Annotated in this window: 24 protein-coding genes; 8 read left to right on the top strand and 16 right to left on the bottom strand. The window is 72.7% G+C overall.

All coding sequences use genetic code 11. The features are described from left to right. Window positions 1-2: 2 nt before the first annotated feature. From P2H44_RS04920 to P2H44_RS04900, 5 genes are all read right to left on the bottom strand, one after another. On the bottom strand, window positions 3-1,448 hold the full coding sequence (locus P2H44_RS04920) for an amidase (RefSeq protein ID WP_275762332.1): 1,446 nt from the start codon (window positions 1,446-1,448) through the stop codon (window positions 3-5). A gap of 121 nt (window positions 1,449-1,569) precedes the next feature. Then, entirely contained in the window at window positions 1,570-1,932 is a 363-nt protein-coding gene (locus P2H44_RS04915; protein WP_275762331.1) for a nuclear transport factor 2 family protein, read from the bottom strand. Further along, on the bottom strand, window positions 1,929-3,041 hold the full coding sequence (locus P2H44_RS04910; RefSeq protein WP_275762330.1) for a Gfo/Idh/MocA family protein: 1,113 nt from the start codon (window positions 3,039-3,041) through the stop codon (window positions 1,929-1,931). The genes P2H44_RS04915 and P2H44_RS04910 overlap by 4 nt, the downstream gene beginning before the upstream one ends. 365 nt (window positions 3,042-3,406) lie before the next feature. Further along, the gene (locus P2H44_RS04905; RefSeq protein WP_275762329.1) at window positions 3,407-5,182 is read right to left on the bottom strand and encodes a DEAD/DEAH box helicase; all 1,776 of its coding nucleotides are present in this window, start codon (window positions 5,180-5,182) and stop codon (window positions 3,407-3,409) included. A 45-nt stretch (window positions 5,183-5,227) separates the two neighbouring features. Beyond that, a complete protein-coding gene (locus P2H44_RS04900) occupies window positions 5,228-5,842 on the bottom strand; it encodes a hypothetical protein (protein WP_275762328.1) in 615 nt (204 codons plus the stop codon). Between the two features lie 366 nt (window positions 5,843-6,208). On the opposite strand from P2H44_RS04900, the gene P2H44_RS04895 reads away from it, so the two are divergent. Then, window positions 6,209-7,141 (top strand): sulfotransferase family protein, encoded by a 933-nt coding sequence (locus P2H44_RS04895; protein ID WP_275762327.1) that lies wholly within the window; start codon window positions 6,209-6,211, stop codon window positions 7,139-7,141. Between the two features lie 16 nt (window positions 7,142-7,157). Here the strand turns inward: P2H44_RS04895 and P2H44_RS04890 are convergent, their stop codons facing one another. The 3 genes from P2H44_RS04890 to P2H44_RS04880 all read right to left on the bottom strand — a co-directional run bounded on the left by P2H44_RS04890 (window position 7,158) and on the right by P2H44_RS04880 (window position 10,710). Then, a complete protein-coding gene (locus P2H44_RS04890; protein WP_275762326.1) occupies window positions 7,158-8,762 on the bottom strand; it encodes a peptide chain release factor 3 in 1,605 nt (534 codons plus the stop codon). 77 nt (window positions 8,763-8,839) lie between these two features. Next, window positions 8,840-9,688 carry a DUF1206 domain-containing protein gene (locus P2H44_RS04885; RefSeq protein WP_275762325.1) on the bottom strand — a complete coding sequence of 283 codons (849 nt, stop codon included), beginning with the start codon at window positions 9,686-9,688 and terminating at the stop codon, window positions 8,840-8,842. A 191-nt stretch (window positions 9,689-9,879) separates the two neighbouring features. Next, complete coding sequence (locus P2H44_RS04880) at window positions 9,880-10,710, bottom strand: universal stress protein (protein ID WP_275762324.1); 831 nt, start codon at window positions 10,708-10,710, stop codon at window positions 9,880-9,882. A gap of 223 nt (window positions 10,711-10,933) precedes the next feature. On the opposite strand from P2H44_RS04880, the gene P2H44_RS04875 reads away from it, so the two are divergent. The 3 genes from P2H44_RS04875 to P2H44_RS04865 all read left to right on the top strand — a co-directional run bounded on the left by P2H44_RS04875 (window position 10,934) and on the right by P2H44_RS04865 (window position 13,529). Next, the gene (locus tag P2H44_RS04875) at window positions 10,934-11,728 is read left to right on the top strand and encodes an SDR family oxidoreductase (RefSeq protein ID WP_275762323.1); all 795 of its coding nucleotides are present in this window, start codon (window positions 10,934-10,936) and stop codon (window positions 11,726-11,728) included. Window positions 11,729-11,763: 35 nt separating this feature from the next. Continuing rightward, window positions 11,764-12,297: a GNAT family N-acetyltransferase gene (locus tag P2H44_RS04870; protein ID WP_275762322.1), complete on the top strand. Its 534-nt coding sequence runs from the start codon at window positions 11,764-11,766 to the stop codon at window positions 12,295-12,297. Between the two features lie 146 nt (window positions 12,298-12,443). Further along, on the top strand, window positions 12,444-13,529 hold the full coding sequence (locus P2H44_RS04865) for an ABC transporter ATP-binding protein (protein WP_275762321.1): 1,086 nt from the start codon (window positions 12,444-12,446) through the stop codon (window positions 13,527-13,529). A 63-nt stretch (window positions 13,530-13,592) separates the two neighbouring features. Here the strand turns inward: P2H44_RS04865 and P2H44_RS04860 are convergent, their stop codons facing one another. Further along, entirely contained in the window at window positions 13,593-13,892 is a 300-nt protein-coding gene (locus P2H44_RS04860; RefSeq protein ID WP_275762320.1) for a hypothetical protein, read from the bottom strand. Between the two features lie 277 nt (window positions 13,893-14,169). Between P2H44_RS04860 and P2H44_RS04855 the strand changes: the two genes are divergently transcribed. The 4 genes from P2H44_RS04855 to P2H44_RS04840 all read left to right on the top strand — a co-directional run bounded on the left by P2H44_RS04855 (window position 14,170) and on the right by P2H44_RS04840 (window position 16,723). Further along, on the top strand, window positions 14,170-14,394 hold the full coding sequence (locus tag P2H44_RS04855; RefSeq protein WP_275762319.1) for a twin-arginine translocase TatA/TatE family subunit: 225 nt from the start codon (window positions 14,170-14,172) through the stop codon (window positions 14,392-14,394). Window positions 14,395-14,425: 31 nt separating this feature from the next. Beyond that, window positions 14,426-14,935 (top strand): Sec-independent protein translocase protein TatB, encoded by a 510-nt coding sequence (gene tatB, locus P2H44_RS04850; RefSeq protein ID WP_275762318.1) that lies wholly within the window; start codon window positions 14,426-14,428, stop codon window positions 14,933-14,935. A gap of 79 nt (window positions 14,936-15,014) precedes the next feature. Further along, window positions 15,015-15,836 (top strand): twin-arginine translocase subunit TatC, encoded by an 822-nt coding sequence (tatC, locus tag P2H44_RS04845; protein ID WP_275762317.1) that lies wholly within the window; start codon window positions 15,015-15,017, stop codon window positions 15,834-15,836. Between the two features lie 83 nt (window positions 15,837-15,919). Next, window positions 15,920-16,723, top strand: a complete 804-nt coding sequence (locus P2H44_RS04840) for an ATP-binding protein (protein WP_462976265.1) — start codon at window positions 15,920-15,922, stop codon at window positions 16,721-16,723. A gap of 189 nt (window positions 16,724-16,912) precedes the next feature. Here P2H44_RS04840 and P2H44_RS04835 read toward each other — a convergent pair whose 3' ends face one another. The 7 genes from P2H44_RS04835 to P2H44_RS04805 form a co-directional block, all read right to left on the bottom strand. After that, a complete protein-coding gene (locus tag P2H44_RS04835) occupies window positions 16,913-18,385 on the bottom strand; it encodes a peptidoglycan DD-metalloendopeptidase family protein (protein ID WP_275762315.1) in 1,473 nt (490 codons plus the stop codon). A gap of 85 nt (window positions 18,386-18,470) precedes the next feature. Beyond that, window positions 18,471-19,139: a protein-L-isoaspartate(D-aspartate) O-methyltransferase gene (locus P2H44_RS04830; protein WP_275762314.1), complete on the bottom strand. Its 669-nt coding sequence runs from the start codon at window positions 19,137-19,139 to the stop codon at window positions 18,471-18,473. A gap of 63 nt (window positions 19,140-19,202) precedes the next feature. Next, window positions 19,203-20,012 (bottom strand): 5'/3'-nucleotidase SurE, encoded by an 810-nt coding sequence (surE, locus tag P2H44_RS04825; RefSeq protein ID WP_275762313.1) that lies wholly within the window; start codon window positions 20,010-20,012, stop codon window positions 19,203-19,205. A 168-nt stretch (window positions 20,013-20,180) separates the two neighbouring features. Next, entirely contained in the window at window positions 20,181-20,597 is a 417-nt protein-coding gene (locus P2H44_RS04820) for an SET domain-containing protein (protein WP_275762312.1), read from the bottom strand. A 185-nt stretch (window positions 20,598-20,782) separates the two neighbouring features. Continuing rightward, window positions 20,783-22,075: a serine--tRNA ligase gene (gene serS / locus P2H44_RS04815; protein ID WP_275762311.1), complete on the bottom strand. Its 1,293-nt coding sequence runs from the start codon at window positions 22,073-22,075 to the stop codon at window positions 20,783-20,785. A gap of 160 nt (window positions 22,076-22,235) precedes the next feature. Next, window positions 22,236-23,072 (bottom strand): pentapeptide repeat-containing protein, encoded by an 837-nt coding sequence (locus tag P2H44_RS04810; RefSeq protein WP_275762310.1) that lies wholly within the window; start codon window positions 23,070-23,072, stop codon window positions 22,236-22,238. A 105-nt stretch (window positions 23,073-23,177) separates the two neighbouring features. After that, the gene (locus P2H44_RS04805) at window positions 23,178-23,882 is read right to left on the bottom strand and encodes an NlpC/P60 family protein (protein ID WP_275762309.1); all 705 of its coding nucleotides are present in this window, start codon (window positions 23,880-23,882) and stop codon (window positions 23,178-23,180) included. Window positions 23,883-23,927: the final 45 nt, after the last annotated feature.

Below are 23,927 nucleotides of genomic sequence, written 5' to 3'. Positions count from 1 at the left end.
GCTCAGCGCACCGGCGGCTTGCGGTCCGCCCAGGGGCGCGCCCGCTCGAGGTCGGCGCACAGCGACATCAGCATCGCATCCTCGCCGAAGGCCGAGGCGAGCTGCACCCCGATCGGCAGCCCGGCCTCGTTCCAGAACAGCGGCGCCGAGGCCGCCGGCTGGCCCGAGACGTTGAAGGCCGCGGTGTAGGGCGAGTAATCCGCCACGCCCCCAGGCCCGAAGCGGAAGGTGTCGAAGTCGCCATGGGCATGGGTGAAGCGCCCGCACTCCGCCGGCGGCTCGGCCAGCGTGGGGGTCAGCAGCACGTCCATGCCGGCGAGGTAGGTCGCGAAGGCGCGCCCGAAGGCGTGCAGCGTCTCGATGCACTCCAGGTAGTCGGCGCCCGAGATCTCCTCGGCCACGCGCTTGGCGTCCATCGCCAGCGGCTCGACCTCGCCGGGCTGGATGGGGCGGCCGCGGGCGCGCTCGACCGCCCGCAGGGTGCGCGCCGTGCCGGCGGCGATCATCCGCGCGGTCGCCTGGAGCATCCCGTCGACGTCGGCCTGGGGCAGGGCGGCCTCGAACACCTCGTGGCCCATCTCGGTCAGCAGGGCGGCGGCGTCCTCGGCCGCGGCCTTCGCGTCGGGATGGATCTCGGCGCCCTTGAAGGTGGTGGTCAGCATCCCGATGCGCAGCTTGCCCGGCGCCCGGTCGGCGGCCTGCAGATAGCTCTCGGCCATCGGCGGCGCCCAGTAGGGATCGCCCGGCATCGGCCCCGAGACCACGTCCATCAGCCCCGCGTTGTCGCGCACCGAGCGGGTCACGAAGCCCGAGGACGACAGGCCCCCCCAGCCCTCGCCCACCGTCGGCCCCTGGCTGATCCGCGCCCGCGTCGGCTTGAACCCGAAGAGCCCGCAGGAGGTCGCCGGAATGCGGGTCGAGCCCGCCCCGTCCGAGGCGTGGGCCGCCGGCAGGATCCGCGCGGCCACCGCCGCCCCCGACCCGCCCGAGGAGCCGCCCGAGGTCCGCTCCAGGTTCCACGGGTTGCGGGTGGGGCCGCCGTAGACCGCCGACTCGGTCGCCGGCCCGCAGCCGAACTCCGGCGAGGTGGTCCGCCCGAAGGTCACCAGGCCCGCGTCGCGAAGCTTGGCGTAGAAGTAGGAGTCGACCGTGGGCATCGTCGCCTCGAACAGCTTCGAGCCGGAGGAGACCGGGAAGCCCACCGCACCCGCGCCCAGGTCCTTGAGCAGGAACGGCACGCCGCGGAACGGACCCTCGGGCAGGCCCGCCTCGATCAGCTCGCGCGCCTTTTCGGGGACCAGGTTGGTCAGGGCGTTGATCTGCGGATCGACCCGCTCGGCCCGCGTCAGCGCCTCGTCCAGCAGCTCGCCGGGCGTCACCTCGCCCTTGGCGACCAGGCCGGCGAGGGCGGTGGCGTCGAGATCTTCATAGGCGTCGGAGATGGACATGCGCGGGGGCTCCTGTCGGAATGGATCCCGCCCACCATGGCCCCAGACGGGGCTGCTGAAAACCCCGCAACACGATCGTATCGGCGTGCGATTGCGTCAGCGGAGGCGCGCGCCCCGGCCCTCAGTCCGCGTGGCAGGCCGAGGCCTCGACCACCCGCCCGTCGGGTCCCCGCCGCAGCGTCTCCAGCGCCTCCACCCCGCGGTGGTTGCGGTAGGCGATGGCGATCATCCCGTGGCCCGCGTAGACCTGCGTCACCTCGAACCGCAGCTCCGGCTGGCGGGCGAGGGCGGCGGCCCAGTAGGCGCGCAGCGCCTCGATCCCGCGCACCTCGCCCGCGCCCACCAGCGCCGCCGCCTTGCGGGAGCGGAAGACGACGTCGGGCGCGTAGTGGGCCAGGATCCGCTCCAGGTCGTGGCTGTTCCAGTCGGCCTGCCAGCCGTCGGCGAAGGCGCGGGCCCCCGCCAGGGTCATCGGCTCGCTCATGTCTCGGGGTCCGGCGCGGAGAGGTTGCGGAAGATCGAGGCCGCCGTCGGCTCCCACGCGTCGGGACGGTCGGGGTCGGGCGCCAGCACCTTGCCGGTGCGCGCCGATTCCTCCACCGCCAGCGCCGCGGCCAGCGTGCGCAGCGCGTCCGGCCCGCTGACCAGCGGCTCGACCTCGCCGCGCGCGACCTGCGCGAAGTGGTCGAGCTGGGCGGCCCGCGCGTCCAGCATCGGGCTGGGCAGGGACAGGCGCATCGGCGGCCGGGTCCAGTCGCCTTTGCCGGCCCCGCCATGGCGCCAGTAGGTCAGCGAGGGCAGGGACATCGAGCCTTCCGAGCCCACCAGCCGCAGGCAATCCTCGCCGCTGCGCGCGATCTCGTCGTCGTCGCCGGTCCCGGCCTCCCAGCCCCAGGGCGAGAGGCCGACCGAGCTCATCAGCGCCGTCGCCAGCGCCCCGGAGCTGAAATGCAGCAGCGCCCCGGCCGAGTCCGTCTCCGACGACTGCGGCGTGGCGCGCGAGGCGATGGCCGAGACCGAGGCGATCTCCCCCATCAGCCAGCGCAGCAGGTCCACGTCGTTGGCGAGCTGCGTCAGCGCCGCGCCGGCCCCCGAGCGCACCTTCCACGCGAAGCTCCGCTCGTCGTCGGGCCGGCGCAGCAGCCACACCGCGTCGGCCGCGACCAGCCGGCCCAGCAGCCCGCCCTGGGCCGCCTCCCGCGCCGCGGCGACGGCGGGGTGGTGGCGGCGGTGGTGGCCCACCAGCAGCGGCGCGCCGGCCCTGTCGAAGGCGTCGAGGATGCGCCGCCCGTCGCGCAGCGACACGGCCAGCGTGCGGTCGGTCAGCGTGGCCCAGCCCCGCGCGGCGGCCTCCTCGGCGGCGGGGGCGCGGCTGGTGGCGGGCTGGGCGATGACGGCGGCGACGACGCCCGCCGGCGCGTCCTCGACGTCTCCGGCGGTGGGGAAGCCCATCTCCTCGGCCCGCTCGCGCGCGCTGTCGGCGGGGTCGACCACCGCCTTCAGCTCCAGCGCCGCGCAGTCCGCGATCAGTCTCGCCTGCCTCAGTCCGTCGCGTCCGGCGCCAAGCACCACGACGGGAACGGGCGCGCTCATGCGATGCGCCGCCGCCGGCGCGGAGCGGCGGAGGACGGCGTCGGCTGCGTGGGGCGTGGCGTTAACGTCGACATGAACGAAGTCTATATGCGCAGGCGTTCCGCGCCGCAAAGGTGTCTCGTCGGTTTGACGCTACGTTTCCTGACGCAATCTGCGGTGGAGCGGTCGCGCGAAGTCAATCGCCCAGCGGCGCAGTCGCCATGGTGGACACGGTTGACGCGCCGGTCAAGCCGGCGTCGCCTGATGAGGATCGAACGGACGACCTTGGCCAAGCCTAGACGAATCGTCTCCCGTCGCCCCCCCGTCATGGCGAAGGCCCGCCGGGCGGACCGGCGGGCCTTCGCGCATCGGGTCGGGCGTCGGGCTCAGGCGGCTTCGCTGCGCCGGTCCTCGTCCGCCTCGTCGGCGTCCTCGGCCTTGGTCGGGCCGCGGCCCAGGATCCGCTCCAGGTTCACTTCGCGCAGCATGAAGGCGGGGACGTGGTCGCCCATGCCCACCACCGGCCCGCCGCGACGGCGGCCGCCGCGGTCGGCGTTGCGGTCGTTGTTCCCGCGATCGGCGTTGCGGTCGTTGCTGCCGCGCTCGTTGCGGTCCTCGCGCTCGCGGCGGGCGGGGCGCTCCTCGCGCTCCTCCCGGGCGACGGGGGCGCTGTCGCGCGGGTCCTCGACGGGGGCCGCGTCGCGCGGATCCTCGGAGGCGGCCTTGCGGCGGCGCGGGGCGCGGCGACGCTCCTTCGGCGCCTCCTCGGCGGGGGCCTCCGGCGCGGCGGCCTCGGCCTCGATCGTCTCGACCGGCGTCTCGGCGGCCGCGTCGGCGGGGGCCTCGACCGTCTCGGCCTCGTCCTTCTTGCGCCCGCGGGCGGTGCGGGTGCGGCGGCGGGTGGCGCGCGCGTCCGACCGCTCGGCGGCCTCGGGCGAGGTCGCGGCGGCCTTGGACGAGCTCTTCTCGGAGCTCTTCTCGGAGGCGGTCTCGGCCGCCTCGGGCTCGGCTTCGGCCGCGAGCGGGGACTCGAGGCGCGGAACCTCCTTGCCCAGCAGCTCCTCGATCTTGGCCAGGTGCTTCTCCTCGTGGGGGAAGCAGATCGACATCGCCTTGCCCTTGCGCCCCGCGCGGCCGGTGCGGCCGATGCGATGCACGTAATCCTCGGAGTGGATCGGCACGTCGAAGTTGATCACGTGGCTGACCGAGGGGATGTCGAGCCCGCGCGCCGCCACGTCGGACGCCACCAGGATCGAGATGTCGCCCGAACGGAACCCGTCCAGCGTGCGGGTGCGCACCGACTGGTCGAGGTCGCCATGCAGGGCGCCCACGTTGAAGTCATGCTTCTTCAGCGACTTGTAGACGACGTCCACGTCCCGCTTGCGGTTGCAGAAGACGATGGCGTTGGTCAGGCTGTCGCCCTCGCTGCGCAGCAGGCGGCGCAGAATCTCGCGCTTGTCGCCTTCCGAGCGGTCCTTGCGGGCGGGCTTGTGACGGATCACGCCCTGCTCGATCGTCTCGGCCGCGGTGGCCTGGCGCGCGACCTCGACCCGCTTGGGATTGTGCAGGAAGGTCTCGGTCAGGCGGGTGATCTCGGCGGGCATGGTGGCCGAGAAGAACAGCGTCTGCTTGGTGAAGGGCAGCAGGCCGAAGATCCGCTCGAGGTCCGGGATGAAGCCCATGTCGAGCATCCGGTCGGCCTCGTCGACCACCATCACCTGCACGCCGGTCAGCATCAGCTTGCCGCGCTCGAAATGGTCGAGCAGGCGGCCGGGCGTGGCGATCAGCACGTCGACGCCGCGGTCGATCAGCTTGTCCTGGTCCTTGAAGCTCACGCCGCCGATCAGCAGCGCCATGGTCAGCTTGTGATACTTGCCGTAGGTCTCGAAGTTCTCGGCCACCTGGGCCGCGAGCTCGCGCGTCGGGCACAGGATCAGCGAGCGCGGCATGCGCGCCTTGGCCCGGCCCTGCGCCAGGATCGAGATCATCGGCAGGGTGAACGAGGCGGTCTTGCCCGTGCCGGTCTGGGCGATGCCCAGCACGTCGCGCCCCATCAGGGCGTGCGGGATCGCCTGCTCCTGGATCGGGGTGGGCGTCTCGTAGCCGGCCTCTTCGACGGCCTGCAGAACCTTGGGGTCGAGATCGAGATCAGAGAATTTCATAAGGGTCCTTCGCGGAGTGGATATTTCGGTCACGTAAGTGGACCGCTATTCTCCGCGCGGTCCCGTCGTCGCGCGCCCGGACGGCGCGTCTGGCGGCCTATTTGCGCACATGGGCGCGAAAGTCAATGAAAACGGGCGGCGAAGGGCGCGCGCGACCCGAATTTCGGGCGCGCGGCCGTCCATGATGGCCGTCGCGAGACCCGGTTCGACGCCGGGGCGTTCGAATGCAGGGCGCATCGCATCGGGCGTCGCTGCGGGGGACGCGCGCAAGGGCGGCGCCCGGCGGCCGGGGCGAAGAAATGTCATGCGGACCAAGGCCCTGACCACCGCGCCGACCGCCGCGCCGCCGGCGGCAAGGCTGGCGCGGCTTCCCGCGGCGTCTGACGCGTGGGCGGCCTCGCTCGCCCTCGCCGCACGCATGCGGCCGCGCTGAATGGCGTGGCGCGTGGGACTTCTCCGCGCAGCCGGCCCGTCATCAAGTCTTGGCCCAATGCGATGTTCACAGCGGATGATCTCGGCGGCGCTGCTACGCCAACCGATGAAGAGCATCATCATGATCATTTCATGTGGCCCCATTGTCGCGGCCGCGATATCGGCGGGCGTGGCGACGCCCTCTCTGGCGACCCAGATCGCCAATGACCGCTTCGACGGCTCGACCACGAGCGGAGCGCTCCTGCGGCGGGACGTGGCCACGGCGGAGTCCCTCGCCGTCTTTCGCCTCGCTGCGCGTTTCATCTGCGCGCAGCGTCGAAGACGGTGGCTGCGAGGATGGCAGGCGACCCGCAGGGCCTCAGGCTCTCAAGCCGAAGAGAAGCTCGCACCCCACGCGGACCTTCGCGGACTCATCGCGGGGCGCCGCCCAAAATGAAGCGAACAGATCGTCGCCATCCAGGGTGGGACCGCGCTTCTCCACAAAGAAATGCCATCCGACGTCGCGCGCTGCATTTACCGCTTCTTAACCCTGCGCGGCCGTACTGGCCGCAGTGATTTCGGTTTTCGCGAAATCGGTCGAACTGGAAGCGCACCATGGCGATCAACCGTGCATTCGTCGGCATGTCCGGCACGATGAGGTCTCTGGAAGACCTGGCTCCGATCGGGGAGCCCTACCGGATGGGAAGATGGCATCCCGACGTCTTCAGCCGACATGGCTATGTCCATGAGGCGGGGGCGACGGCGAAGCTGGCGTTGCTCGGAGGGCGCGAGGGACCGACGTTCGTGATCTTGTGCCGCGCGCGGTCAGGGTCGACGCTGCTCGTGCGGCTTCTCGAGCAGGTGGCGGATATCCACTGCCGGGGCGAGGCGCTGCATTTCGGCGTCCTGTCGCCGCGGCGGCACCTGGCGCGGCTCGCGGCGCTGCGCAAGGCCCCGGTGCATGGCTGCAAGCTGCTGTCCTACCAGCTGATCGAGGTGCAGCGGATACGGTCGATCGCCGGTTTCCTGCGAGGTCTGGCGGACGATGGCTGCCGCATCCTGCATCTGACGCGCGAGACCCTTCCTCAGGCCCTGTCGCTTTCCATCGCCCAGCAAACCAATCGATACGTCGCTCGCCCGGGGGAGCGGCCGGCGTCGGGCGTCGTCACGCTCGACCCCGCGCTGTTCGTCGCCCAGGCGCGGTTGCAGCTCGCTTTGCTGGAGGTCGAGCGCGCCGCGCTGCGCGGGATCGAGCACATGGCCGTCTCGTATGAGCAGGACCTGATGGCGTCCACGCGCCACCAGTCGACGGTCGACCGGATCTGCCGCTATCTGGGCGCCGAGCCGAACGCGGTCGTTTCAAAGTCGAGCAAGCTGTTGCCCACGCGGTTCGAAGAGGTCGTCGCCAACGCCGGCGAGATCCGGTCCGCGCTGGAGCGTGCAGGTCTCGCCTCGCTCTTCGAGGAGGCGGCGTCGCTTGCGCCGACGCCGTCTTCGGATCCGCGAACGTACGCCGGCGCCGACCCGCTTCCGATGGCCGCCGAGTAGTCGGCCTGCCGGCGCCTCAGGTCAGCATTTCCTTGGTCGCCGACAGCTTCACCTCGGGGTGGTCCCGGGCGATGCGGTCGAGGTCCCATTGCAGGCGGATCATGTAGACCGGGTCGCCGTCCGAATCCTCGGCCATGTGGCCCTTGTTGCCCTTCATGAAGGCCTCGACGGCCTCCCTGGGGCCCGAGACCCAGCGCGCGCCGGTGAACTGGGTGGGCTCGAAGCGCACGGGCAGGCCGTATTCCTGCTCGATCCGGCTGGCGAGCACCTCGAACTGGAGCTGCCCGACCACGCCCACGATGTGGCCCGAGCCGATCTGCGGCTTGAACACCTTGGCCGCTCCCTCCTCGGCGAACTGGGTCAGCGCCTTGTCGAGGTGCTTGGCCTTCATCGGATCGCCCGCGCGGCAGGTCTGCAGCAGCTCCGGCGCGAAGGCGGGGATGCCGGTGAAGCGCAGGTTCTCGCCCTCGGTCAGCGCGTCGCCGATGCGCAGCTGGCCGTGGTTGGGGATGCCGATGATGTCGCCCGCCCAGGCGTCGTCCAGGACCTCGCGCTCCGAGGCCAGGAACATCACCGGGTTCGAGATCGCCATGGGTTTCCCGGACCTTACGTGGTTGAGCTTCATGCCGCGCTTGAAGTGGCCCGAGCACAGGCGCAGGAACGCCACGCGGTCGCGGTGCTTGGGGTCCATGTTCGCCTGAACCTTGAAGACGAATCCGGAAACCTTTGATTCTTCTGGAGAAACCTGCCGCGGTTCGGCCGGGCGCGGCTGCGGAGGCGGTGCGTGGTCGGCGAGCCCCTGGATCAGCTCCTGCACGCCGAAGGAGTTCAGCGCCGAGCCGAACCAGATCGGGGTCATGTGCCCCTCGCGGAACGCCTGGCCGTCGAAGGCGGGCAGCAGGCCGCGGGCCATCTCGACCTCCTCGGCCAGCGTCTCGGCCTGCTCGGCGCTCATGTGCTCGGCGAGCTTCGGGTCGGAAAGTCCTGCGATCTCGACGTTTTTCGCGCGCACGTTGCGGTCGGCGCGGTCCATCACGTTCAGCCGGTCGCGCAGCAGGTCGTAGGCGCCGACGAAGTCGCGGCCCTGGCCGACGGGCCATGAGGCTGGGGCCACGTCGATCGCCAGCATCTCCTGGATCTCGTCGATGATCTCGAACGTGTCCCGGCTCTCGCGGTCCATCTTGTTGCAGAAGGTCAGGATCGGCATGTCGCGTAGCCGGCAGACCTCGAACAGCTTGCGGGTCTGGCTCTCGACGCCCTTGGCGCCGTCGATGACCATGATCGCGGCGTCCACCGCGGTCAGCACCCGGTAGGTGTCCTCGGAGAAGTCGTCGTGGCCGGGCGTGTCGACCAGGTTGAACCAGGTCCCGTTCCACTCGAACGACATGGCGGAGGCGGAGACCGAGATCCCGCGCTCCTGCTCCATCTTCATGAAGTCCGAGCGGGTGCGCCGGGCCTCGCCCTTGGCGCGCACCTGTCCCGCCATCTGGATCGCGCCTCCGTAAAGGAGGAACTTCTCCGTCAGCGTGGTCTTGCCCGCATCGGGATGCGAGATGATCGCGAAGGTGCGACGGCGCGCGATCTCGGGCGGAAGCTGGGGGGCGTTCGACAGGTCCTGCATGGCGGGCGATATACGGGCGGGCGCGCTCCCGCGCAACGGGGCGCCGTGCGCCCGCCCGACGCCTTCGGCCCTCCGCCTCAGCCCCCCGCCTGCACTTCCAGCCGACGGGCGAGCGTGGGCGTCTCGTCCGAGCGGCAGCGCGGCACCAGCCCGTAGACGGCCATCACCAGGCAGAACAGCGCGAAGGCGATCAGCCCCACGGCCACCGCCAGCAGCAGCGCCTGGCCGAAGGCCGCGGTGCGCAGCGCCGCCAGCGCCTGGCCCAGCCCCCCCGCCTTGTCGGGATCGTAGGTCCAGGCGGCCCAGCCCAGCAGCAGCCCGATCACGCCCACCACCACGCCCTGCGCCATCACCCCGTAGCGCAGCACGATGTCGAGCTTTCGGGTTAGCGGCGTGCCGTGCAGCTTGCAGCGATAGTTGCCCGAGACGCCCTTGTGGACGTAGTAGCCGCCGGCCCCGATCACCACGAGCCCGATGGCCGCCACCGCCCACACGCCGTAGGGCTGGTGCATCAGCCACTCGGTCGCCGTGCGCGCGCTCCCGCCGTCCTCGCCGCCGCCGCCGATCCGCAGGCCCAGCAGCAGCGACCCGGCGTAGAGCCCGAGCCCGAGGTGGATCACCCCCGAGGCCACCAGCCCCAGCCGCGCCACCGCCCCTTTCGCGCCGCCCCCGTGGGCGTCGAGGTCCAGCGCCGCGGCGGCCAGCCGGAAGATCCCGTAGCAGGCGAGCCCGCCCGCGATCACCGCCAGCGCGGCCAGCCCCCAGGGGGAGTTCCGAAGCTGGCGCAGGGCGTCGGTGGTGCCGTCGGCCTGCGAGTTGTGCAGCGCCGCCGACACCGCGAGGGCGCCGGTCACGGCGTAGGTCAGTCCGCGGCCGACGAAGCCGATGCGCATCGCCGGTACCGCCCATCCGGGGGCGTCGCTCATGGTCTGGTCTCCCGCTCTCCATTCCGTGAGCCCTGTCTCGGCGCGCGCGGCGCCGGGACAGGGGCGGATTCAGGGCGGGAGAGAGATGGTCGCGCGCGGCCCACGGGGCCTCGGCCCGCGCGGTCGCGGGCGCTCAGCGGTAGCCCGAGCGGGCGCGCGGGCTCAGCGGCGACCCGCGCGGGCGCGTCGGATCAGCGGCGCACCAGCAGCAGGTCGCAGGGCGGATCGCGCAGCAGGTCGGCGGCGAAGCGGCCGAGCAGGGTGGGCGACAGGCCCCCGCGCCCGTGGGCGCCGACCGCGACCACCTGGGGCTTCAGCTCCTCCATCATCCGGGCGAAGACGACCGTCACGCCGCCCTCCTCCAGCCGCGGGGCGCCGATCGTTTCGTCGAGCTTCGTGGCCGCCATCCAGCCCTCGAGATCCGCCTTCGCCAGGCTCATGAACGGCGCGCCCAGCGCGTTGTGCTCCCCGCCCGCGGTCAGGCCGGCGTAGGGGATGTGGACCGCGTGGAACCCGGTCACCTTCGCCCCGGGCGCCATCGCCTTGGCCGTGCGGGCCGCGGCGGCGGAGGCGGGCGACAGGTCCAGCCCGGTCAGGATCGAGGTGTAGGGCGTCTCGGCGGCGATCGAGACCAGCAGCACCGGGCGCAGGCTGGTGCGGGCCAGGCGTTCCGCCGTGGTGCCGCCGAAGACGTCCAGCAGCCAGCGCGCCCGCGGGATGCCGGTCACCACCAGGTCGGCCTCCGCCGCCTCGGCCGCCTCCAGGATCGCGGGCACGGCGTCGCCGGCCAGCACCTCGACCGACCATTCGATCCCTTGCGCGCCGGGCAGGGCGGCGCAGAACCGCTCGATCTCCTCGCGCGCCTCCTGGCTGCGGCGGGCGGCGATGCCCTCGGGCAGGTCGTCGTCGACCACATGCACCAGCCGGACGGCAGCGCCATGCGCTCCGGCCAGGGCGAAGGCGCGACGCACCGCGCGCTCCGAGCGCAGCGACAGGTCGGTGGCGGCGAGAATGGTTTTCATGGCGCTCTCCCTCTGAAGTCGCTGCATATTTAGGCGCCCCGCCGCCCCATGATAAGCGCCCGCCCCGCGCCATCGCCTGCGCCGCCTTGTCCCGGCGCCGCGGCGGGCCTAGGGTTCGCGCGCCCCCCGCCCGGGCCGCGACGGCGCGATGCGCCGCGCGGCGGCGCGGACAACCCCGCGCGCGACCCGAACCGCGCGCCTCGAACCAAGAGGGAGGAACCCCATGGACCTCGGCATCCGCGGCAAGACCGCCATCGTCTGCGCAAGCTCCAAAGGTCTCGGCAAGGGCTGCGCCCAGGCGCTGGCCGAGGCCGGCGTGAACCTCGTCCTGAACGCCCGCGGCGCCGAGGCGCTGGAGGCGACCGCGACCGAGATCCGCTCCGCCCACCAGGTGCAGGTGGCGACGGTGGCGGGCGACATCACCTCGGACGAGGGGCAGGCCGCGGTGCTGGCGGCGGCGCGCGAGATGGGCGGCGGGGTCGTGGACATCCTGGTCAACAACGCCGGCGGCCCGCCCCCGGGCATGTGGTCGGACTGGGAGAAGGACGACTGGCTGAAGGCCCTGAACTCCAACATGCTGACCCCCATCGCCCTGATCAAGGCGGTCCTGCCCGGCATGATCGAGAAGAAATGGGGCCGGATCGTCAACATCACCTCGCAGTCGGTGAAGTCGCCGATCCCGGTGCTGGGCCTGTCGAACGCCGCTCGCGCGGGCCTGACCGGCTACGTCGCCGGCACCTCGCGCCAGGTGGCCCAGCACGGCGTGGTGATGAACAACCTGCTGCCGGGCGCCCACGACACCGACCGCATCAAGTCGCTGAACGCGGCCGAGGTCGAGAAGCGCGGCATCACCATGGACGAGGCGATGGCCGAGCGCGCCTCCGCCATCCCCACCAAGCGCATCGGCACGCCGGCGGAGTTCGGCGCCACCTGCGCCTTCCTGTGCTCCCAGCACGTGGGCTTCATGATCGGCCAGAACGTCCTGCTCGACGGGGGCATCGGCAACACCACGATGTGAGGGGCGCGCGGGCGCACGGCGATGAGCGGGCCGTCATGAGCGGTCTGGGCGAGGTTCCGCCCGTCCTTCGGCCCGGCCGGGTCGAGGACGCGGTCGCCTGCGCCCGGATCGAGGCGGCCTGCGCCCTGCAGTTCGCCGACAGTCCCCAGCCCTGGGTGGCGGCGCGCACGCCGCCGCCGCCCGCCGAGCACGCGCAGGCCGCCGCCCTGCGCCGGCTGGAGGTGGCGGAGCTCTTCGACCAGGTCGTGGGCTTCGCCATCCTCGAGCCCGACGCGGCGAGCGGCACGCTCCACCTCGCCGAGCTCGACGTCGCGCCGCGATTCCAGCGCCGGGGTCTCGCCCGCGCGCTGATCGAGCGGGCGATGCTCCGCACGGCGGAGCGGGGGCTCGCCGCCCTGACCCTCACCACCTTCCGCAACGTGGCCTGGAACGCGCCCCTCTACGAACGCCTGGGCTTCGCCGCTCTGCCGCCCGAGGCCTGGACCGAGCCCTGCCGGCGCGATTCCGCGGGTCTCGCCGCCCGCGGCCTGCCCACCGTGGACCGGGTGGCGATGATCCGCCGGCTCTGAGCGCGCCGCGTCCGCCCGTCCCCATCTCCCCGTGCGTCCCGCCGCCGCTTGCCACGGCGCGGCGCGGTTGCTATCCGCCGAACCTGAGAAAAACGCTCGGGAAGCGCGTGCGCGCCCCGCCCCCATCCGCCGCCGCAGGAGGCCTTTTGACGGACGTCCCCCCTCGCCTGGCCCTCGACGGTCTGCGCCAGGTCTACGAGGGCGCGGCGGTGGTGGACGACGTCTCGCTCGAGGTCGCGCCGGGGGAGATCCTGTGCCTGCTGGGTCCCTCGGGCTGCGGCAAGTCGACCACCCTGCGCATCGCGGCGGGGGTCGAGCGGCAGGACGCGGGCGCGGTCGCCATCGACGGCGACGTCGTCTCCGACGCCCGCCGCCACCGCCCGCCCGAGGCGCGCAACGTGGGCCTCGTCTTCCAGGACTTCGCGCTGTTCCCCCACCTGCGGGTCGCCGAGAACATCGCCTTCGGCCTGAAGCGCGCCCAGCGCGCCGCCGATCCCGGCCGGGTCGAGGAGCTGCTGCGCCAGGTCGGCCTCGCGGGCTACGGCCCCAAGTATCCCCACCAGCTCTCGGGCGGGGAGCAGCAGCGCGTGGCGCTGGCCCGCGCGCTCGCGCCCAGCCCCCGCGTGATGCTGATGGACGAGCCCTTCTCGGGCCTCGACAAGCGCCTGCGCGACGAGGTGCGCGACGAAGCGCTCTCGGTCCTCAAGGCCGAGGGGGCGGGCGTGCTGCTGGTGACGCACGAGCCCGAGGAGGCGATGCGCATGGCCGACCGCATCGCGCTGATGCGGGCGGGACGGATCGTGCAGATCGGCGCGCCCTACCACATCTACAACTATCCCGCCGATCGCCAGGCGGCGGCGTTCTTCTCGGACCTCAACGTGATCCGGGCCCGCGCCCGCCAGCGCCAGCTCGAGACGCCCTTCGGCCTGTTCCTGACCCCGGGGCTCGAGGACGGGCAGGAGGTGGACATCGTGATCCGCCCCCAGCACCTGAAGATCGACCCCGACGTGGGGCAGGGCGGCCCGCGCCCCTCGGCCGCCAACGGCGCCCCCGCCCGCGGGCGGGTGGAGCGGGCGCGCTTCATGGGCTCCGACAGCCTGATCGAGGTGCGCATGGAGCATGACGGCTCGGTCCTGCGCGCCACCGTCCCCGGCGCCTGGCTGCCCGAGCGCGGGGCCGGCCTGTGGCTGTCCCTGCGCCGCGACCGCTGCTTCGTCTTCCCCGCGGCCTGATCCCGTCCCGCGATGGGACGCTATCCGCCGGATAGCGCCCGCCTCGCCAACGGCTTGGCGCCGTCAGTCGGCGTTGTAGACCATGTCGGTGATCCGCCCGGTGCGGTCGTCGACCGTGCAGCGCCAGGTGCCCGCGTCGCGATGATCGCGCAGCCGCACCAGCGAGGTTCCGCCCGAGGGATCCGAGCTCAGGATCCGCACCGGCTTGTCCCCGGTCCGGGCCTTCACCCGCTGCCGGCAGACCCGCTCGGCCGCCTTGGGGGCGTCGCGCGCGCCCTCCTTCAGGTGGCCGGGGTGCTGGGGCTCGCAGGCCGCCAGCGTGAGGATCGCCGCTCCCGCGGCGCAGAGGGCGCCAAGACGCATGTTCTTCTCTCTCCCTGCTCGTGGCCGGGCCGCGTCCGGCGGCCCGACGTCGCACGCTCGACCGCCTCCGCTGAGCGGCCGATGAACGCACCCCGGCCCGTTCGCTGGGCAGGATGTCCCGCCGACGGCCGGAATCCCGCCCCCCGCGACCATTGACGCAGCACGCGTGGGGGCCGCGCAGGGCGATGGGGGCTTCAACCGGGCGTCAGTATCCAATACATGATGCGATGACCGTCCGCGCCAAGGCGCGCGGAAGCCAGACATGGGAGGCAGGGCCATGGCCCCGAGCATTTGGCAGATCCTGATCGTCGCCGTCCTCGTCGTGCTGCTCTTCGGGCGCGGCAAGATCTCCGGCGTGATGGGCGACGTCGCGAAGGGCATCAAGTCCTTCAAGAAGGGCATGCAGGACGACGACACGTCCACGACCTCGACCAAGCGGGTCGGCGAGCCCGGCGACGACGCCGTGGACGTGACCCCGACGGCCGAGAAGAAGGACGCCTGAGGCGCAACCCGCGACGGCGGAGGTCGCCTGAATGTTCGACATCGGCTGGTCGGAACTGCTGGTGATCGGCGCGCTCGCGCTGATCGTGGTGGGCCCGAAGGAGCTACCGGGAATGCTGCGCACCTGCGGCCAGTACGTGGCCAAGGCGCGGCGCATGGCGCGCGACTTCCAGCGCACCATGGAGGACGCGGCCGACGCCGCGGACCTCGGCGAGTTGAAGGACGTGCAGAAGTCGATGGGCGAGTGGAACCGCAAGGTCGGTCCCGGCGCGCCCAAGGCCTATGCGAAGGACTTCCTGAAGGGCGGCGACAAGACCGCTTCCGAGACCAAGCCCGAGGCGGGCTCGCTCGACGCCGCGGACGCGGCCGAGAACGCCGCCTGGGCCGCCGAGCAGGAAGCCGCGCGCAAGGCCGAGGCGGAGGCTGCCGGACAGGCGGTCCCCGGCCCCTCGCCCTCCGCCGCCCCGACCCCGGCGCCCGGCACGCCCGCGTCCGATCCCGCAGCCGCGGCGGCCCCGCCGCCGGCCTCGAAATCCGCGTGAGCGCCGCCGCCCCGTCGGGGCGGCGGCGGCACGCCGGGCCCCGGGGTCTCCCCGGCCCCCGAACGCTGGGTGAGACCCGATGACGACCCATATCGACGAGGACGAGATCGAAGCCTCGCGCGCGCCCCTGATCGAGCATCTGACCGAGCTGCGCAGCCGGCTGATCTGGTCGCTGTGGGGCTTCGCGGCGACGACGATCTTCTGCTTCATCTTCGCGCGCCAGATCTTCGACATCCTCACCGGCCCGCTGCGCGGCGCGCTGCTGGACCGGGGGATGGAGCCGCGGCTGATCTACACCGCCCTGCAGGAGAAGTTCTTCACCGACCTTCGCCTCGCGGTCTTCGGCGGCTTCTTCCTGGCCTTCCCGATCATCGCCACCCAGGTCTGGAAGTTCGTCGCCCCGGGCCTCTACAAGAACGAGCGTGGCGCGTTCTGGCCGTTCCTCGTGGCCACGCCGATCCTGTTCTTCACCGGCGCGTGCCTCGTCTACTTCTTCGTCGCGCCGATGGCCTTCGGCTTCTTCCTCGACTACGGCACCACCGGCGACGGCGACGGCCTGGCCACGTCCACGGAGTTCCTCGGCAAGGTCCGGGACTACCTGGACATCATGATGACCTTCATCCTGGCCTTCGGCATCTGCTTCCAGCTGCCGGTGCTGCTGACCCTGCTGGGTCGCGCGGGCCTGGTCTCGGCCGACGGGCTGGCGCGCACGCGCAAGTACGCGATCGTCGCCATCGCCGCCGCCGCCGCCATCCTGACCCCGCCGGACCCGCTCAGCCAGCTGGGCCTGGGCATCCCGGTCTACGGCCTCTACGAGATCTCGATCCACCTCGTCCGCGCGGCCGAGCGCAAGCGCGCCCGCCAGGAGGAGGAGGACGAGGAGGATATGGACCTCACATGACCGGTTTCGCCCGCCCCCTGATCGCCAAGCCCGAGACGGAAGGCGAGGACCTGGTCACCCGCCTCGTCGCGGCGCTGGAGCGGATGAGCCCGCCGCCGCTGGCGACGCCGGACTTCACGCAGGCCGACGCCTACGTCTGGCACGCCTCGCCCGACCGGCTGGACCCGGTGCCGACGGTCAGCCGGGTGGACCTGGACCTGCTGGTGGGCATCGACCGCTCCCGCGACGTGCTGCTCGACAACACCCGGCGCTTCGCCGACGGGCTGCCGGCGAACAACGCGCTGCTGTGGGGCGCGCGGGGCATGGGCAAGTCGAGCCTGGTGAAGGCCGCCCATGCGCGGGTGAACGACGGGCGCGAAGTCCCTCTGGTCCTTGTGGAAATCCAGCGCGAGGATCTGCCGAGCATCGGCCGCCTGCTGACCCATCTGCGGGCCGCCGCCGACCGGCGCTTCCTGCTGTTCTGCGACGACCTCTCGTTCGACAAGGACGACGCGCATTACAAGAGCCTGAAGGCCGTGCTGGACGGGGGCGTCGAGGGGCGGCCGGCCAACGTGATCTTCTACGCCACCTCGAACCGCCGGCACCTGATGCCGCGCGACATGATCGAGAACGAGCGCTCCACCGCCATCAGCCCCTCCGAGGCGACGGAGGAGAAGGTGAGCCTCTCCGACCGCTTCGGCCTGTGGCTGGGCTTCCACGCCTGCGCGCAGGACCAGTATCTCGCGATGATCCGCGGCTACTGCGACGCCTTCGGCATCAAGATCGGCGACGAGGAGCTGCGCGCCGAGGCGATCGAGTGGCGCCAGACCCGCGGCTCGGTCTCCGGGCGCGTGGCCTGGCAGTTCGTCACCGACCTCGCCGGCCGCCGGGGCGTCGCCATCGGCTGACGCCGCCTGCGCGGCTGCGGCTGCGCCGGTCGGCGCGGTCTCCAGCCAGCTTTTTCCCTAGAAACTCAGCGAGCTGCGGCGGGGTCTTGAGACCCCGTCGCGCCGTTCGTCCGCGCTGAAAGCGCGAAGGCCGCCCGAAGGGCGGCCTTGCAGAGAAACCTCAGGTCTTCGCGGCAAGCCGCTGGACGCTCAGAAATAGGTCTCCGGATTCTCGGAGAAGGCGCCCTTGCGCACCTCGAAGTGGAGGGTGGCCGCGCCGGAGTCCGGCTGGCCCACCGCGCCGATCCGCTGGCCGGCGGCCACCGTCTCGCCCTTGGTCACCGAGATGTCTCCCAGGCGGCTGTAGACGGTCATCATCTCGTCCGTGTGGCGCACCAGCACGATGTTTCCCCACTCGCCCAGCGAGCGCGAGACCAGCGCCACCGTCCCGGCCGCCGCGGCCGACACCGCCTCGCCCGGCGTCGCCGCGAAGTCCACGCCGTCGTTGCGCTTGCCCGAGCCGGAGCGGTTGAACCCCGACACGATCCGCCCCGGCACCGGCCGCAGCAGCTTGCCGGGCGCGACGCTGGCCGTGGGCGCGGGCGCTGCGCGCTCGACGGAGGCGGGCTGCGGCGCGGCCTCGACGGGGGCCGAGATCGCCGGCGCGGCCGCGGGGGCGGCGGCGGGCGCCGGCGTCGGGGCCGGCGGCGGCGACTGGTACTGGCTCAGGTTCGGCGAGGGAAGGGGCCGGGCCTGCTGGGTGTCCGCCGGCAGCGGCGCGCCCGAGGAGGGCGGCGGCGTCGCCACGCCCTCGCCCCCCGGCGGGTAGAGCGGCGCGGCGGTCGAGCCCGCGGCCGAGCCCGCCGCCGGGATCACCAGCACCTGGCCCGCCGTTACCCGGTAGTCGGGCCCCGACAGCGCGTTCCACGAGATCAGCGATTCCGGCGTCACCCCGTACTGGCGCGCGATGGAATAGATCGTCTCGCCGTCGGCCACGTCGTGATAGCCCACGTCCGAGCCGCCGCCGCCCGATCCCGCGCCTGTCCCCAGCCGGGGCGAGCCCGAGGAGACGTCGGCCGGCGCGTTCGAGCGCTGCAGCGCCCCCTCGACCATCGAGGGCGACCAGCCGCCCGCGGCCGTGGTCGTCTCGACCGACGCGGCGGAGGCCGAGGTCACCGCCGCCGCCGGCGCGGGGCCGCTCGGGGCGGAGGGGGCCGCGGACAGCGCCTGCGGCGCCTCCGCCGCCGATCCGCCCGCCGAGGCATAGCCGCCCGCGCGCGGGGGCAGCACCAGCTCGTCGCCGGGCGAGGGGATGTAGCTGGTCGGCAGGCCGTTGTAGGCCGCGAGCTCGGCGGGCGAGACGCCCACGCGCAGCGCCATCGCCTGCACCGTGTCGCCCCGGCGCGCGACCACCGCGGAATAGTCCTGGTAGACGATCACGCCGCGCGAATCCGGGGTCGTGGGGTTGGCGGGCAAGGGCGCCGCCGTCGGCGCGGGGGCCGCGGGCGCGGGCGCCGCGGGGGCGGCCCGCTCCGCGCCGCCGCCCGACCCGTCGGAGCAGGCGGCCAGCGCCAGCGCCGAGGCGGCGATCAGCAGGGGGAAGGCCCGGGCGCGCCGGGCCTCGGCGCCGGAGCGGGCCTCGGTCTCGGGACGGGGGGCGGCGAAGAAGATCGACTGGGTCATGGCGTCTCTGCGCGTCGGAACTCGGGCGGCGCAAGGGCCGGGGGGCGGGGCCGGCGAGATCCGGCCCGACCGATGGGGTCGCGGCTCAGTCAACCACGTCCGCGGCCACGCCCTCAAGCAGCGGCACGAAGCGGACGGGCGACAGCTCGGAATATTGCAGGCCGTCGGGCGTCTTTTCGACCCGCAGAAGCTGCTGCACGTCGTCGGTCTGGCCCACGGGCAGGACCATCACCCCGCCTTCGCGAAGCTGGCCCAGCAGGATCGCGGGCACGTCCTCGGCCGCGGCGGTGACCATGATGCGGTCGAAGGGCGCCTGATCGGGCAGGCCCAGCGCGCCGTCCGCCGTCATGATCGAGACGTTGGAGAGGTGCAATTTGCGCTCGATCACCTCGCGGGCCTGGCGGGCGAGCGGGCGGTGCCGCTCCACCGAGTAGACCCGCCGCGCGAGCCGCGCCAGGATCGCCGCCTGGTAGCCCGAGCCGGTGCCGACCTCGAGCACCTTGCACCGCGGCGTCGCCCCCAGCGCCTGGGTCATCTGCCCGACCACAGAGGGCTGGGAGATGGTCTGCCCGCAGGCGATGGGCAGGGGGATGTCCTCCCACGCCCGGTCCTTGAAGGAGCGGTCGAGGAAGGCCGCCCGCGGCGTCTTCTCGATGGCGTCCAGCACGCGCTTGTCGGTCACGCCCTTGGAGCGCAGCGAGAAGATCAGCTGCATGACCTCCTCGGCCGTTCCCTCGCGTTCGCCCGCCGTCATGCGCGCCCCCTCATGCCTTCGGCTCTTCGTCCATCGTCGCCCGTGCGCCGCCTCGCGGCGGCGTCAGGCCGTGCGCCGCGCGCCGTCGCCCGACAGCGCCGCCTCGACCTCGGCCAGCCGGTCGTGGGCGGTCAGGTCGCAGCGCAGCGGCGTGACCGTGATCCAGCCCTCGGCCGTGCCGCGCGCGTCGGTGCCCTCGGCGGCCAGCTCGTTGCCGCGCGCATGCGCCAGCCAGAAGTAGGAGCGCCCGTTCGGCGCCACCGTCTCCTGCACCTTGAAGGCGCCGCCGGGCCGCCGGCCCTGGTTCGCGGCCCGGATCCCCTGGATCCGGTCGCCTGGCACGGGCGGGAAATTGATGTTGTAGAACAGGCCGTAATCGGCCTTCGGCTCCCACGGCATCTCAAGCACGCGGCGCACCGCGTCGGGGCCCGCGCGACGCGCCCCCTCGAACATGTCGTCGAGCTCGAGGTTGTCGGGCCCGTAGCCCTGGCTCAGCGCGATCGACGGCACGCGGGCCAGCGTACCCTCGATCGCCCCGCCCACGGTGCCGGAATAGACCACGTCCTCGGCTACGTTGTGCCCGCGGTTGACGCCCGACAGGATCAGGTCCGGCGGGCAGTCGGCCATGATGTGGCTCAGCGCCACGATCACGCAGTCGGCGGGCGAGCCGTCGACCGCGAAGCGCCGCGGCCCCAGCGGATTGATCCGCATCGGCTTGGTGTAGGAGATGCAATGGGCGACGCCCGACTGCTCGGATTCGGGCGCGACGGTCCACACCTCGCCCTTCGGCCCCGCCAGGGCCAGCGCGATGTCCTCCGCCGCGCGCAGTCCGGGCGCGGTGATGCCGTCGTCGTTCGTGATCAGAATTCGCATGGAGCCCCCGCTGCTCCGCCCTCCGCCTGTGGCGCGAAGGGTCCGAAGCGTTGACGCATGCCGCAGGATTACCCGCGCCCGGGTCCGAGGTCCAGCCGGGCGCGGGCCATGAGGCGTCCCGGGGGGGCGATTTTCGCCGCCCCCCCGTGGCTTGGCCCCCGCGGGGCGTCACTCGGCCGCGAGCGCGGCCGCCGCCACCCGGTGACGGGAGGGCTGCATGTGCAGGTCGCCGAAGGTGAACTCGCGATAGTCGCAGGTCAGCTCCTCGCCCGCGGGAATGTCGCGCAGCGCGATGCCCATGTCGGCGCCCTTGAAGTCGGTGTTGGGGGCGTCGGCGTGGTTCATGAACCGGCCCTCGTCCGCGTCCAGAAACAGGAACTCGGGGTGGTCGAGGTGGTCGTAGCCGTAACGCTCGAGGAACTCGCGCATTACCGGATCGGCGTCCGCGACCAGGGCGCGGGGCAGCTTCTGGTCGAAGCGGTCGTCGAAGCGCCAGATCACGTCGCCCTTGCGGATCGGCTCATGGCAGAACACCCCCAGGCCTTCGATGGACGAGGGGGCGAGATAGCAGCGGACCGTCATCATGGCCGCGATTTTCCGTGAGGCCGGGCCGCCCGTCCGGACGTTTTTTCATGAGGATGTCAGAGGGTTGCGGGATGAATTTCCAGCCCTCGGACGCTCCCCGCGCGGGGCGGCGCGCGGAATCGTCAATACGCCGATTCCGCGCCCGATCAAGCGATATTCGCGCAGGCGGTGCCGGACCCGCGCCCTCAGACCAGGGCGCCGTCCGGCCCGATCGCGGACTTGCCGCCCATCCAGGCCCGCAGGACCTCGGGGATGTCGATGCCGCCGTCCGCGCGCTGGTAGGTCTCGATCACCGCGATAAGCGCCCGGCCCACCGCGAGGCCCGAACCGTTGAGCGTATGCACGAACTCGGGTTTCGCCGTCGGTTCAGGACGATAGCGGGCGTTCATGCGACGGGCCTGGAAGTCGCCGCAGAGCGAGCAGGAGGAGATCTCGCGATACGCCCCCTGGCCCGGGAGCCAGACCTCGATGTCATGGGTGCGCCGGGCGCCGAAGCCCATGTCGCCGGTGCACAGCACGATGGTGCGGAAGGGAATTTCCAGCGCCTTCAGGATGTTCTCGGCGCATCCTGTCATGCGGTCGAGCTCCGCCAGACCCTCGTCCGGGGCCACGACCGAGACCATCTCCACCTTCTCGAACTGGTGCTGGCGCAGCATCCCGCGGGTGTCCTTGCCCGCCGAGCCCGCCTCGGAGCGGAAGCACTGCGTGTGCGCGGTGTAGCGGATCGGCAGCGCGCCGGCTTCGAGGATCTCGCCCGCCGCGAGGTTGGTCAGCGTCACCTCCGCCGTGGGGATCAGCCACCAGCCGTTTTCCGTGCGGTAGGAATCCTCGGCGAATTTCGGAAGCTGGCCGGTGCCCAGCATCGCCTCGTCGCGCACGAGGACAGGGGTCCAGACCTCGGTCAGCCCGTGCTCTTCGACATGGGTGTCGAGCATGAACTGCGCCAGCGCCCGGTGCAGGCGGATCAGCGCGCCTTTCAGCACCACGAACCGCGCGCCGGAGAGCTTCGCGGCGGCGGCGAAATCCATCAGGCCCATGGCCTCGGCGATCTCGAAATGCTCCTTCGGCTCGAAGGCGTAGGCGCGGGGCTCGCCCCAGCGGCGCATCTCGACGTTGTCGTCCTCGTCCTCGCCGTCGGGGATGTCGTCGAGCGGCAGGTTGGGCAGGGACAGGAGCGCGTCGCGCAGCGCCTCGTCCTCGGCCTTCGCCTCCTCCTCCAGCCGGGCGATCTCGTCCTTCTTGGCGGCGACGAGGGCGCGCAGCCGCTCGAACTCCGCCTCGTCGCCCGAGGCCTTGGCCTTGCCGACGAGCTTGGAGGCCGCGTTGCGCTCGGCCTGGGCGGTCTCCGCGGCGGCGATCTTCGCGCGGCGGGATTCGTCCAGTTTCAGAAGGGCCTGCGAGGCGTCCTTCACCCCCCGACGAGACAGCGCCGCGTCGAAGGCGGCGGGGTTCTCGCGGATCTGGCGAATGTCGTGCATGGAAGCCTCCAAGGGTCCGAGTCGGTCTTGCGGGGCGGGTTATGCGACAGGCGCGGGCGAAGGGGAAGGCTTTCGCGGGACGGCGGCGGGCCGTGGGGACGAGGCGCGCCTCGCGGCCGCTCTGGGCGAGCGCAGGCGGACGGCGGCCCCGCGCTCCCGCTCAGGGCCGGTCGGGAAGCGCCCGGGTCACGCCGCTGGCCGCGCGCCAGCGGCGCCAGGCGTCGGCGAACCGCTCGCCTGCATGACGCGCGTCGAGGCGGGCGGCGCTCCATCCCTCGGGCCAGCCGGCGGACCCGGGCTCGACGGGCGAGCCGTCCTTCAGCAGGCGGACCGAGCCGTCGGCGAAGAGGGGGGAGAGCTGCGGGGCCGAGATCTGCGCGCCGAGCGCGAGCTCCACCTCCCACGCCGCGCAGCCGTCCATCCGGGCGCGCCGGAGCGACGTCCCGGTCAGCGTCGGCGCATCGAACAGGACGTCGGTCAGGGTCGCGCCGTCGAGGCGGGCGCCGGTGAAGTCGGTCCAGTGGATGAAGGTGGAGTCCAGCCGGGCGCCGCGCAGGTCGGCCTCCGCCAGGTTCGCCTCGTCCAGGATCGTGCGGCGCAGGCGGGCGCGGCGCAGGCTCGCGCCGCCGAGGTCGCTCAGGGTGGCGTCGGCCTCCGTGAGATCGGCGCGGTCCAACCGAGCGCCTGCGAGATGGCCGAACCAGAGGCTTGCGAGACGAAGGCTCGCCCCGCGCAGGTCCGCGCCCTCCAGCACGACGCCGTCGAGCGATGCGTCGTCCAGCCGGGCGCGCATCAGCCGCGCGCCGTCGAGCCGCGCCCAGCGCAGCCGGGCGCCGCGCAGGTCGGCCCCGGTCAGGTCGGCGCCGCGCAGATCCGCCTTCTCCAGCATCCGCCCGCGCAGGTCCGCGCCGCGGAGCGACGGGCCGGAGAGGCGCCGGGAGCGGGGCGGTCGGGGCAGGGCGCGGGCGGCCGCGCGGAGGAGGTGGGCGACAGGCAATGGAACGCTCCGGCAATCGGCGGGCAGATTGCCGGGGTCGGCGCGGATGCGCCAGAGGTCAGGGACGAGCGGCGCATCGACATGCGCCCCACCGGGGCCGCGCGCTCACGCCTCGTTCGTCGACAGCCCCCCTTCGGCTGCCACCAGCACCGCGCCGCCGGCGGGGGGAAGGGCGGTGAGGGGCCAGCGGGCGCCGAGGAAGCGGTCGCGGCCGACGCGGGCGCGGGAGACCTTGTCGCTCTGGTTGCCGCCCAGGATCAGGAAGGCGTCGGGGTCCTCGCCGGCGTAGAAGCCCACGTGGCCCATCCCGGAGGCGAGGCTCTTGCGCCAGAACACCATCACCGCGCCCAGCTGCGGGCGGCAGGGCTGGCCGAAGCTCTCCCAGGCGCGGGCGCGCAGCACGGCGGAGGGCAGACCCTCGTCGGGCAGGGTCGCGCCGACGCAATGGCCCACGAACAGCCCGCACCACGGGATGTCGTCGCCGGGGTAGTGGATGTCGAGGTCCTTCGCCCAGTCGAGGATCACCGCGTTGTCCGCCGCCCCCGGCGCCTCGGCGACGCCCACCAGGCGCTGCGCCTCCTCGAACCAGGGCATCCCGTCGACGGAGGAGACGGGCGGCGCCTCGGCCGCCTCGAACAGGGCCGCGAGGGTCTTCGGCCCCACGATCCCGTCGGCGACCAGGCCGTTCGCCTGCTGGAAGCGGCGGACGGCGGTGATCGTCAGGCGCCCGCGCACCCCGTCGATGGGGCCGGGATTGAAGCCGAGCTTGTGCAGCCGCGCCTGAACGCGAAGCCAGTCCTGAGGGGTCATCGACGCGCTCCACCGAATGGGGACGGGGAAATGACCCTGCGTCAA

Source organism: Albimonas marina (assembly GCF_029223255.1).
Taxonomy (GTDB): Bacteria; Pseudomonadota; Alphaproteobacteria; order Rhodobacterales; family Rhodobacteraceae; genus Albimonas.
This window is presented reverse-complemented; position numbering and strand designations above follow the sequence as displayed.